This window comes from Gaoshiqia sediminis (assembly GCF_025907915.1).
In the GTDB taxonomy this organism is placed as follows: Bacteria; Bacteroidota; Bacteroidia; order Bacteroidales; family Prolixibacteraceae; genus Gaoshiqia; species Gaoshiqia sediminis.
This window is the reverse complement of record NZ_JAPAAF010000004.1, coordinates 152,961-164,278: the sequence shown is the minus strand read 5'-3', so window position 1 is coordinate 164,278 and position 11,318 is coordinate 152,961. Positions and strand designations below refer to the sequence as shown.

Below are 11,318 nucleotides of genomic sequence, written 5' to 3'. Positions count from 1 at the left end.
GGATTTAACTGGCAGGGCCGTGTTTTTCTTTTATCTTTGTTTGTAAACTTAAATTGATCAGCTTTGGACTTTACGATAAAAGAAGATCTCATCCGATTGTATGAGAACCATTTCGAAGAGGAAATGACTGCTTTTGAAGTGTTGCCCCCCTCGGGCTCCTACCGCGAATATTGCCGCATCAAAAGCCCAAACAACCAGGCCGTTGGCGCCTATAACAGCGATATCCGCGAAAATGAAGCTTTTCTCCAATTTTCGAAGCACTTTCTGGAACAAGGTATTAATGTTCCCGAAATTTTTGCCGTGAACGCGGAAAAGACCTGCTACATACAAGAAGATCTGGGTTCGCTCACCTTGTTTGACTATCTAAGCCGCACCCGTGAGCTGGAAGGCTTTTCGGACAAGATTGCACAGGTGTACAAACGCGTACTCCGGGAGCTGCCCAAAATTCAAATCAAAGCAGGAAAGGGGATCAACTACGGCTATTGTTACCCGCGGGCGGCCTTTGACAAACAATCGATGATGTGGGACCTAAATTATTTCAAATACTACTTTCTGAAACTGGCCAAAATACCATTTGACGAGCAGGCGCTGGAAGATGATTTTCAGCACTTCAGCAATTACCTGCTGGCTGCAGACGCCGATTACTTCATGTTCCGCGATTTCCAATCAAGAAACATCATGTTGCGAGACAACAAAGTGGCTTTTATCGATTACCAGGGCGGACGAAAAGGTGCCCTGCAATACGACCTGGCCTCGCTGCTGTACGATGCCAAGGCCGATATCCCGCAATCAGTGCGGAACGAGTTGCTCGAATTTTACCTTGACGAGTTAGAGAAATACATGACCGTTGACCGAGATGAATTTAAAGCCTTCTTCACCGGTTATGTGCTTATTCGCATCATGCAAGCCATGGGTGCTTACGGGTTCCGCGGATTTTACGAAAAGAAAGAACATTTCCTGAAAAGTATTCCCTTTGCCCTTGAAAACCTGAAATACTTGCTCCAAAACAACAACATCCCCGAAAAATTACCGGAACTTTTCAACGTGCTCGAAGCTGTCAGCAAATCTGCCTTTCTGAAGAAAATTGGTGCACAACAGGCAAAACTCACAGTCCGTATCACCAGTTTTTCCTACAAAAAAGGACTGCCGGAAGACCCGTCTGGAAATGGCGGCGGCTTTATATTCGACTGCCGGGCTATTCATAATCCCGGTCGGTATGATGAATACAAGCAGCATACCGGTAAAGACCCGGAAGTAATTGAGTTCTTGGAAAACAAATCCGAAATGGCCGAATTCCTCCTGCATGTTTTCACCTTGGTGGAGCAATCGGTAAAAACTTACCTTTCGCGCGGGTTTACTCACCTGAGTGTCAGTTTTGGGTGTACCGGCGGACAACACCGCTCGGTGTACGCCGCCGAACAATTGGCGGAGCACCTGAAAAACAATTACCCGGTGAATATTGTTCTTTCACACAGAGAACAAGACTTTTAGAGTGATGAGCAAAACTGCGTGCAAAAAAGACGATTACAAAGAACCTGAGAATCCAAAATATTACTGCAAGAGATGTGGACAAAAGGCAAAAAAAGAAGAAAAGCTTTGCAAACCCAAGAAAATAAAAGATAAATAACCGGATGAACGGCTTTTCCAGATTAGTTGTTGCCGGATTGCTGCTCGGATCTCCAGCGGTAGTTTCTGCGCAAAATGCTGCTACAATAAAAGGAGACAGCCTGCAAACCGAAATCCATTTCCCCATTGAAGAGGTTACCGTACAGGCTTTCCGATACGGTCACCGGTTGGTTGAAACACCCGGGGCAGTTGCAGTTCTGTCGGCCAGCCAGCTCCAGCAAAATCCGGGGCAAACCATCGCCCAAGCCATCAACCAGGTGCCAGGCGTGTATATGCAAAGCGGCAGCCTGAACACGAACAGACTCACCATCCGCGGTATAGGCAGCCGCTCGGCTTACGCCACCAACAAAGTGAGGGCTTATTACGAAGATATTCCGCTGACCAACGGCGTGGGCGAAACCACCATCGAAGATTTGGACCAAGCCACTATTTCCCGGGTCGAAATTATCAAGGGGCCTGCCTCGGGCTACTACGGGTCTGGACTTGGCGGAACCCTATTATTTTCTTACCCCCTTTCACCCAATAAATTTATGGCCGAAAGCACCCTTTCCTCATTCGGCAACCAGCTATATCGAAGCAACCTGACGATGGGCAATGAAAGATTTCAAAACGCTTTCTTTCTGGAAAAGCTGAATACCGATGGATACCGGGAAAATAACGAAACCCAACGCACCAACCTGAGCTACATCGGGAAACTAAAAGCGAACAACCATCTCATCAACCTGATTGCGAATTATACAGATTTGATGGCATACATTCCCAGTTCGATTGACCTGGAAACGTTCCATACCACACCACAAAAAGCGGCCGCAAACTGGGCAGCCATCCGTGGTTACGAAGATTACCAAAAATGGATGGCCGGAATTTCCACGCAATCGGATTGGAAAAATAACCTCACTACCCGCTTGAGCCTGTTTGGTAATCACCGGAAAAATGATGAGTTACGTCCGTTTAACCGCCTCCAAGAAAACAACGCGTATTTTGGCGGAAGGTTTATTGCAGAAAAAACCTACCGATTTTCGGATAAAATCCTGAAAATAAGCGTCGGCAACGAAACCTTTTTTGAAGATTACAACTGGGCGACTTTTGCGAACGATGGGCGGGAAAAAGGCAAACTTCTATCCGAAAACACCGAAAAACGAAAGTATGCCAACTTTTTCACTCAGGCCGAATATCAACCATCCGGTAACCTTCGTGTAACGGGAGGGTTCAATATCAACCACACATCCTACCGCTATACCGACATTTTCCTGGCGGATGGCGACCAGTCGGCCAATCACCGTTTCGACCTGGTCCTGTCGCCACGCCTGGCATTCAACTATCGTTTTTCCCAAAATCTGGCGCTGTACGGAACGGTCAATCACGGTTTTTCACCGCCCAGTCTGGAAGAAACCTTGCTTCCCGACGGACAGCGCAACACGGACATTCAACCTGAAACCGGCTGGAACATTGAGATTGGCAGCCGTGGTTTTCTGTTCGAAGGACTTTTCTACGATCTTTCGGTTTACTACCTGCAAATCAACAACCTGCTGGTGGCCCGCCGAACTGCTGACGACGCCTGGATAGGAATTAATGCCGGAAAAACGGCACACCCCGGAATGGAATATGCCCTGAACTATCAATTTGTCCGCACTCCTACCCTAACCGGTAGTTTCTCGGTGAACGGCAGTTTTACCCCGGCATATTTTATTGATTTTATCGATGGAGAAACGGATTACTCGGATAACGAACTTACCGGCAGCCCGCGAAAACTTCTAAATCTGGAATTGGAAAGCAGCTGGAAAAAATCATTCCGGATGAACCTTCAATACAGCTACACCGGCGCCATGCCGCTTCGGGACGACAATTCGGTTTATACCGATTCCTACCGACTGCTAAACCTGATAATCAGTTATCAGAAACGCTGGAAACAGGTTGAACTCAACCTGGCAGGAGCCGCATATAACATAACAGATACGCATTATGCTTCTATGGTGCTGATCAATGCATCTGCCTTCGGCAACCAGTCGCCACGATATTATTATCCCGGACTACCCCGAAATTACAGTGCCCGGCTAGCCATTCGCTATTTCTTCGGACCTACATCTTAAACTTTAGATTCAAGCCCAACACATCGGCCCCTTTCCAGTAACCGGCAGATTTTAGTTTTTGCCAAACATAGAACAGATCAACACCAACATGACCGCTCTCCCAAACATGCAATCCACCGTATAGCCGGCCTAAATGAACACCATTCCCATTCAGTTTGGTAAAAAGTTCTTCACCCAGGTAAGGCTTTGGTATCTTGAAAGCCAAGGCTGGAAAGTCGATAAATAAATTGTGGTAGTAACGAAAAAATGCCTCACCAAAATTAAACGAAAGGTATTCCAATCGATTCGTCGTCCTGAATTTGACCGCATGGGTTGTGGCCGAAACTTTCGTCACAAACTGTGGACGATATTCATAAATATCATCACTGTTTTCTTTGGGCATTTGCGACACCCGAAAGGCAACACCCAATTGAAACCAGCTATTCAATTTGCGCCCCACGGCGAGATCCGCATAAGTCATATCCCTGAAATTTTCCGAGGGCAAATAATGAGTTTTCACACTCAGTTCCAAGCTTGATTTCGGGGACAATCCGGCAACAACAGACGTTGTATTCCATAGGTAGAAATTTTTATTTTCTTGTCCGTTTGTCCGGACAAAAACCGACAAAAACAGCATCAAGGCAAGAAGTGTTTTCATTCTTTTCGGGCAGATTTATTTTGGTTCTGCCGTGAAAGTATTTCTTTTCCTGAAAAGATTCTTCACCTTTACCCTTGAAAAGCTAATCCATTAACACAAATTTTCCATGAAACCAACAATCTTATTATCTGCAATCCTGCTCATTTATAACCTCACCGGACATTCACAGAACCTGAAGCAACTGATACCGGCAGGCAAGTTTATTGAAACAATCGCATCCGGCTTTGCCTTTACAGAAGGACCGGCAGTTAACCAGCTGGGCGAAATTTTTTTTACTGATCAGCCCAACAATAAAATATACATCTGGAGCGAAACCGGAGGAATCCGAACCTTTGAGGTGGATGGCGAACGGGCAAACGGACTCTTCTTTCATGCTGACGGAGATTTGGTGGCCTGCGCCGACTATCACAATAAGCTCATCAAAATCAGCATGAACGGCGAAAAAACCACCCTCGTTGACGGATTTGACGGCAAACACCTGAACGGCCCCAACGATCTGTGGATTCACCCAAACGGCAACATATACATCACCGACAGCTATTACCATCGGCCCTGGTGGCCCAAGGGGCATCAGCAGGAACAGGATTGCCGGGGGGTGTATTGCGTGAAACCCAACGGCGAAATGACTCGTGTAATTGATGATTTCGAAATGCCCAACGGGATTATCGGCTCACCAGATGGCCAGACGCTGTACGTGGCCGATATCAATGCCAGGAAAACCTGGAAATACCGGATTCAGGACGATGGTACCCTGGCTGATAAAACATTCTTCGCGCCGGAAGGATCGGACGGCATGACGATTGACCATCAAGGCAACGTTTATTTAACCAATAAGGCAGTGTCAATTTTTTCTTTTAATGGGGAAAAACTTGGCGAACTGCAAATTCCGGAAACACCATCGAATGTTTGCTTTGGCGGGAAAAAACGGAAAACGTTGTTTATCACAGCACGTACATCGGTATATAAAATCGGGATGAAAGTGAGAGGGGTTAATTAAGCTCCCAGTAGATTTATTGTCTGATTTATTCGTTTGCTCTTCTACGAAATGCAAAAGAGGGCTGCCATGTTTTACACAGCAGCCCTCTCTTTCGGCTAAAAAATCAGCGCTTAGATAACAGCCTTACAAGCTTCTATCAATTTAGCAGCATTGGCATTGGAAGCATCCAACGCTTTAGCCTTTTCCAGGATTTCTAAAGCTGCTTTAAACTCAACTTTTGATTTATCAATCTCAGCGGTATACTCGGCATCAGTAGTTTTCAGAGTACCGGCATTGACTTTTTCGTTGGCAGCATTGATAATGGCTACACCTTTCTGGTATAGGGCATTTCCTTCCTGTACATACACATTGGCAAGGGCTGAAGTAATTTTGTCATTTGCTGGGAATTTTTCAGCACCTTCCACTAGAACTTGCTTGTAATCCTCATCTTTGTCCAACTTTTTCAACGAAACCGCTTTGTAATACATAGCAGTTTCACCATTGTAATTTTCAGCTACGGCCTTTCCGAAAAGCTCAACTGCCTGCTCAAGCATGTTGCCTTTGTAAGCAACAATTCCTGCATTGTAATACAAGCTGCCTGCTTTATCCGAACCAGCTTCGATTGCCTTGTTGTAGGCCTGGATAGCCTCGGCTGCTTTGTTGAGTTTGGCATACGAGTTACCGATGTATTCATAAGCACCGGCTACATTTGCTTCAGCAGCTATCGATTTTTCGAAATACTTGATCGCTGCCTCATATTTGTCGGCCTGGAAAGCAGCAAAACCAATATTGAAATTGATCGCTGCATCCACCTGCACATCGCCCAAATTGTTCATTGCATTCTCATACAATTCAAAGGCTTTGGCATAATCTTTCGCTGTTAAAGCCTCCTGGGCTTTGTTAATCATTTCTGCTGCATCCTGCGCGAAGCCACAATACGCTCCCAAAAAGAATACAATTACTAAAAAAATACGCTTCATAATCTGTTCTTTTTAAATACAATTTTTGAATAAGATTTGATAAATTTTATTTGTTTTTCAGGTTGAATCCCAAAAATAACAATAATGATTTAATATCCTATCAAAAAATATAGCTGGAGATGCTGTACAAAAGCTGCCGCCCTTCATTAATAAAAAACCGTAAGAGCCATTAACCTGAATAAACCGGAAAGAAAAAGATGCTATTCGCTGGTTATTGACCCCAGGCCCTCCACCCGCTTATCCACCTGCGGATGGCCTTTATAGCGGATTTTTCCCACTCCTTCAACAGTAGCTTTCAAGGTATTGGAGGCATTTACCAATGCAAAGCCGCCGCCTTCAATTTCGATATCGGCATGACTGGCTTGCAGGTTTCCTGCATCCAGGTAGCCCACACCTGAAATAAGTGCCTGAAAATGGTCTGTTACTCCTTCAAAAACAAAATTGACACCGCCAGAACCTGACACACCAATATAATCAGCCTTTACCTGCATCCGCAAGGTAGCGCCACCATCTACCCGGAGATGAAATTCGTTCAGATCGACATAGCCTTTGGTTTCCAGCTTCACACCGCCTTCGATATGAATATTCTCCAGGGCAACAAACCGAATGTACAAAACCGGGCGTTGGAAATCGATCTTTTCCCGCGTAATGCGAAGTTGATTTGAAAAAGGGTCAAGATCGACAACCAGATGATCGAAAGCTTCTTCATTAGCCTGAATTCGAAGCCCCGGTTGTTTGGCCTGCTCCAGCACAATTCGAAAATTGCCTTTCAGATATAATTGGGAGAAACTGCCAATTTCGTAGTTTCGTTCCGTTTCAGTCCCCGTGGTACGGGAAGCACAGGAAGATTGTAATAGTACAACCAGACCGAACAACAAAAGGGCCGACAACTTTATCAGGATGCTTTTCATGGTATAAAAGATTACTGTTGCTCTTTCAAAATTACCATTCTTCGGCGCCAATGGCCGTATTCTTTTCGATGAACGACGGTTTTTTAAAGGCAAATCAACTTTAGTTACTGCGGGCAAACAACAGACGCAAATAAAGTAGAATGTATAGTAATAATAAAAAAGACAGTCCCCAAATGAGCAAATCGATAATACCTGGTTGCATCATAAACTTGTTCAGCATTAGAAATAACAGAGGTCCTGCAACCAACAGCAGCATCATGAGGTAAATGTAGCCGCCCCGGTGAGTTTGCCCAGCCTGATAAGCCAATAGCCCCCAGCTCAGGCCCAGTCCGCCAAAAACAATAAAATTCAGTTGATTGCCGCCGGCATAAGCAAGCCCGGCATAAATGAGCGGAAAGAGGGTTACCAGATACACAACACGCATGAGGCTTTTTGTCACCTTCCGAGTTTGGGAAGCGGTATTCAATCTGGGAAAAATAGGCGATCCAGCTGTTTTTTGAGCATGAAATTGCAGCTCCGGCAAATCCTCCCGGCTGTTGATCAATCCCCGGGACAAAGCAACTTCAACGGCCACTTCAACCGCCAATTTCTGATAACCAGCCTGATTTTTCAGTATCTCCAGCAATTGTTCATCAGAATAGTGTTCATAACGGCTTTTTAAACTGTCTTTATCCGGAAATTCCATACCTGTTGGTTTTCAGCAAAAGTAATCCTTTAAACTTATTAACATCCCGTTTCCTTTTCATTTTATAACTTTGTACATCAAACAAATTCATTCTTAAAAACCATAAAATAACTGAATATGTACAACTTCGTGTTTAAAAACCCGGTTAAAATTCTATTTGGAAAAGGCGAAATCGCTAACATGCGGCAGGAATTGCCAGAAAAGGCAAAAATCATGCTTACGTATGGCGGCGGCAGCATCTTTAAAAATGGCGTTTATGATCAGGTAAAAGCTGCTACAGAGGGGCTGAACCTGATCGAATTTGGCGGCATTGAGCCCAACCCAAAGTTCGAAACCCTGATGAAAGCCGTGGACATTTGCAAAGCCGAGAAAGTTGATTACTTGCTATCGGTCGGTGGTGGCTCGGTACTCGATGGGACCAAATTTATTGCCGCAGCAGTTTTGTTTGAAGGAAACGATCCTTGGGATATTCTGGCCAAAAGCAGCAGCTGCCCGGTAACCAAAGCCCTGCCGATTGGAGCGGTATTGACTTTGCCCGCTACCGGATCGGAAATGAACGGAAACGCTGTAATTTCGAAAATTGAGACTAACGAAAAGCTGGCTTTTGGTTCACCGGCTGTCATGCCTCAGTTTTCCGTCCTTGATCCGGAAGTAATTTTCTCGCTACCCGAACGTCAGGTAGCCAATGGCGTGGTTGATGCTTTTGTTCATGTGATGGAACAGTACCTCACTTTCCCGGTAAATTCTCCCCTGCAGGACCGTTTTGCCGAAAGTATCCTGAAAACCCTCGTAGAAGAAGGCCCGAAAGTACTGGCCAACCGCACAGATTACGAAGCGGCTGCCAACTTTATGTGGAGCGCTACCATGGCCCTGAACGGCATGATTGCTGTTGGGGTACCGCAAGACTGGGCGACCCACATGATCGGACACGAGCTGACTGCCTTCCACGGAATTGACCATGCGCAAACACTGGCTATTGTTCTACCGGGGATCATGCACATCCGCAGAAAAGAAAAAGAAGCCAAATTATTGCAGTACGGCGAACGCGTTTGGGGGATCGCTGAAGGAACCCCTGATGAACGAATCGACAAAACCATCCGGGCAACTATCCGTTTCTTTGAATCGGTGGGCATTAAAACCACCCTGCCCGAATACGGAGTCCCGGGCGAAAGCATCACAAAAATTACGAACCGTTTTGCCGAACGCGGTTTTAAAATTGGTGAAAAAGCCGACATTGGCCCTGAAGAAATCAAGCTGATTCTGGAAAACCGGTTGTAATAAACCAACCGGACAAAATAATACAAAAAGCGGTGAAGGAGCTAAACTTTCACCGCTTTTTGTTTTTACAGTAAATAGCAAGGGCAATAGAACTGACCCTGCCAGTTTTCCGACAATTCACTGCTTCGTTCCGGCAATTTCGGGAGAGGGCATCACTAATGCCAAAATAAAGTAAATGAGCACCATCAGCGGGTTGAACAGACTGATAATGAACCAGGCCAGGCGCACAATCAGGGGGTCCAGTCCCGGATTGATATAGTCCGAAATACCGCCGCATACACCGGCAAGCACACTGTCGTAAGATTTAGCAAGTCGTTTCATGGCTTTCTGTTTTTAGTGGTTATTGTTTCTGTTTTTGTTTTTCCAAAATCCAACATGATTTTAACTGCGATTGTTTTCATGAGCTTTTTTTATTTCGCAGTTTGGTAGTGCCCTGCCGAAGGCTGGCCCAAGGCCAACCCCCGGAAAACAAAAACCACAGGACACAAATCAATTAGAACAATTTTCTAGAAGCGATTCATAATCGCATATATCCAGCAAGTTATCGGTTATTCCGCCAAGCTTTTCTTTTCTTCCAGCCCCAAACGTGTCATTTCCCAGAATTTGCCCACCATGTCGCCATCCCAGGTATTCGACACATTTTCGATGTCGTAAATGATCTTTACCATTTCCTCACCCAAATAGATGGTCTTTCCTTCCGGTACTTTCACAGTGATGTCTACTTCCTGGCCCAGCCAGCGTTTTCCAGTTCCCAAGGTATAATAGGGATCAAAATAAAGGACCGAATCTTTTTGGGTAAAATTATAAACGATATCTTCTACATGCTGATTGGCTGTTTCCTGGCTGCTCCCACGCGATTTCTTACGGATCAGGATCACAAAATCGTTGTTGTTGCTTTTTTCTACATCCAGCCGCGGGTTTCCCAACAGAATGGGTTCCCCGTTTTCAGAAATTACCTTCATCCGTTCCAGGTCCATTTCGTATCCGTAGTTGTCCTTATAAACATCTTCTCCCAATTCGAGGTAGAGCGTTTTGCAACCCTGGCAATCCAAAACCTGACTCTGACTCACGGTAGTCCGCTTACTGTAGTCGTCAATCTGACTCAACGAAACGGTGATCACAGTAATTAATGCTACTAACCAAACACCCAAACCGGCCAGAAATACCATTTTGTTATTCGACTTGAAGCGAAAAACCATTTTGGTACCGATAAACAGAATCGCCAAAAGGGGGATTCCCACCAGGAACGCAACTGCAATCATCAGGATTGTCATGGAACCTGGAGCAATAAAAAAGTTGACCACTTCGGGCATATGAAATTCGGGGCCCCAATGACCAACCCACGGGGCAGCGCTCATCAGGGAATGGCCAACAAACATGGAAGCGATAAAGCTAACCAGCCCGAAAAACCCGACAAAAATAAGCAGGGCTCCAAAAAGAATTACCAGCACTTTCAAGGTAACCTTCAGTATATTGTAAGTTACTTCGCCAAAGCGCGAAACATGTTCGCGGCCTTTGTTATAGGAGTCTGATTCACGAAAGCGTTTGTAGCTTTCCTTCACTTCTTTAACTTCTTCTTTAATTGATTTTTCGATGTTGGAAACCGTGGCCTCCTGCCCGCGCATTTCCAGCCTCTGAGCCGTTGTTTTTGCTTTGGGAACAGCAATCCACAGCAGGATGTACACCAGCAACGCAATTCCGGCGCTCATCCAGAACAGAACGAAAAATATAATGCGCAGCACCACCGGATCGATGTTAAAATAAGCGCCCATACCCGAGCAAACTCCTCCCAGGATACGGTGATCGGGATCGCGGTACATGCGTCTTTTCACGGTTCCCGAGACTGGCGGAACATCTTCCATTTCTTCTGCTTCGATAAAGTCTTCGGGCTTTCCCATTCGGGCAATTACCTCATCAACCCACGGTTCTATGATCACGTCTTTCTCTTCGTCTTGCATTTTTTGGCTGAACAGCTCGGAAATGCGGGCTTCTATATCCTGTAAAATCTCGCGCCCATCAGCATCGGAGCCAAAATGTCCGGTCAGCATGTGCAAGTAGCTTTGCAATTTTTCGTAAGCATCTTCATCGATGTGAAAAACACTGCCGCTAATGTTTATGGTGAATGTCTTTTTCAT

Annotated in this window: 10 protein-coding genes; 4 read left to right on the top strand and 6 right to left on the bottom strand. The window is 45.5% G+C overall.

The features are described 5' to 3' along the window. The first annotated feature begins 63 nt into the window (after positions 1-63). Together N2K84_RS04765 and N2K84_RS04760 are read left to right on the top strand one after the other, a co-directional pair. Complete coding sequence (locus tag N2K84_RS04765; RefSeq protein WP_282590637.1) at positions 64-1,491, top strand: RapZ C-terminal domain-containing protein; 1,428 nt, start codon at positions 64-66, stop codon at positions 1,489-1,491. Between the two features lie 140 nt (positions 1,492-1,631). Then, positions 1,632-3,716, top strand: coding sequence for a TonB-dependent receptor (locus N2K84_RS04760; protein ID WP_282590636.1), 2,085 nt, complete (start codon positions 1,632-1,634; stop codon positions 3,714-3,716). Here N2K84_RS04760 and N2K84_RS04755 read toward each other — a convergent pair. Beyond that, positions 3,706-4,353: a DUF2490 domain-containing protein gene (locus N2K84_RS04755; protein WP_282590635.1), complete on the bottom strand. Its 648-nt coding sequence runs from the start codon at positions 4,351-4,353 to the stop codon at positions 3,706-3,708. The two genes, N2K84_RS04760 and N2K84_RS04755, sit on opposite strands and share 11 nt — an antisense overlap. Before the next feature lie 106 nt (positions 4,354-4,459). Here N2K84_RS04755 and N2K84_RS04750 point away from each other — a divergent pair, with 106 nt between their 5' ends. Then, positions 4,460-5,350 carry an SMP-30/gluconolactonase/LRE family protein gene (locus N2K84_RS04750; protein ID WP_282590634.1) on the top strand — a complete coding sequence of 297 codons (891 nt, stop codon included), beginning with the start codon at positions 4,460-4,462 and terminating at the stop codon, positions 5,348-5,350. A 110-nt stretch (positions 5,351-5,460) separates the two neighbouring features. Here N2K84_RS04750 and N2K84_RS04745 read toward each other — a convergent pair whose 3' ends face one another. The 3 genes from N2K84_RS04745 to N2K84_RS04735 all read right to left on the bottom strand — a co-directional run bounded on the left by N2K84_RS04745 (position 5,461) and on the right by N2K84_RS04735 (position 7,905). Next, the gene (locus N2K84_RS04745; RefSeq protein WP_282590633.1) at positions 5,461-6,309 is read right to left on the bottom strand and encodes a tetratricopeptide repeat protein; all 849 of its coding nucleotides are present in this window, start codon (positions 6,307-6,309) and stop codon (positions 5,461-5,463) included. A 200-nt stretch (positions 6,310-6,509) separates the two neighbouring features. Next, positions 6,510-7,220, bottom strand: a complete 711-nt coding sequence (locus N2K84_RS04740) for a head GIN domain-containing protein (protein WP_282590632.1) — start codon at positions 7,218-7,220, stop codon at positions 6,510-6,512. Positions 7,221-7,320: 100 nt separating this feature from the next. Further along, positions 7,321-7,905 (bottom strand): hypothetical protein, encoded by a 585-nt coding sequence (locus N2K84_RS04735; protein WP_282590631.1) that lies wholly within the window; start codon positions 7,903-7,905, stop codon positions 7,321-7,323. Between the two features lie 117 nt (positions 7,906-8,022). Here N2K84_RS04735 and N2K84_RS04730 point away from each other — a divergent pair, with 117 nt between their 5' ends. Continuing rightward, the gene (locus tag N2K84_RS04730; RefSeq protein WP_282590630.1) at positions 8,023-9,183 is read left to right on the top strand and encodes an iron-containing alcohol dehydrogenase; all 1,161 of its coding nucleotides are present in this window, start codon (positions 8,023-8,025) and stop codon (positions 9,181-9,183) included. Between the two features lie 117 nt (positions 9,184-9,300). Here N2K84_RS04730 and N2K84_RS04725 read toward each other — a convergent pair whose 3' ends face one another. Both N2K84_RS04725 and N2K84_RS04720 read right to left on the bottom strand, forming a co-directional pair. After that, entirely contained in the window at positions 9,301-9,504 is a 204-nt protein-coding gene (locus tag N2K84_RS04725; protein ID WP_282590629.1) for a PspC domain-containing protein, read from the bottom strand. 227 nt (positions 9,505-9,731) lie between these two features. Continuing rightward, positions 9,732-11,318: a PspC domain-containing protein gene (locus N2K84_RS04720; protein ID WP_282590628.1), complete on the bottom strand. Its 1,587-nt coding sequence runs from the start codon at positions 11,316-11,318 to the stop codon at positions 9,732-9,734.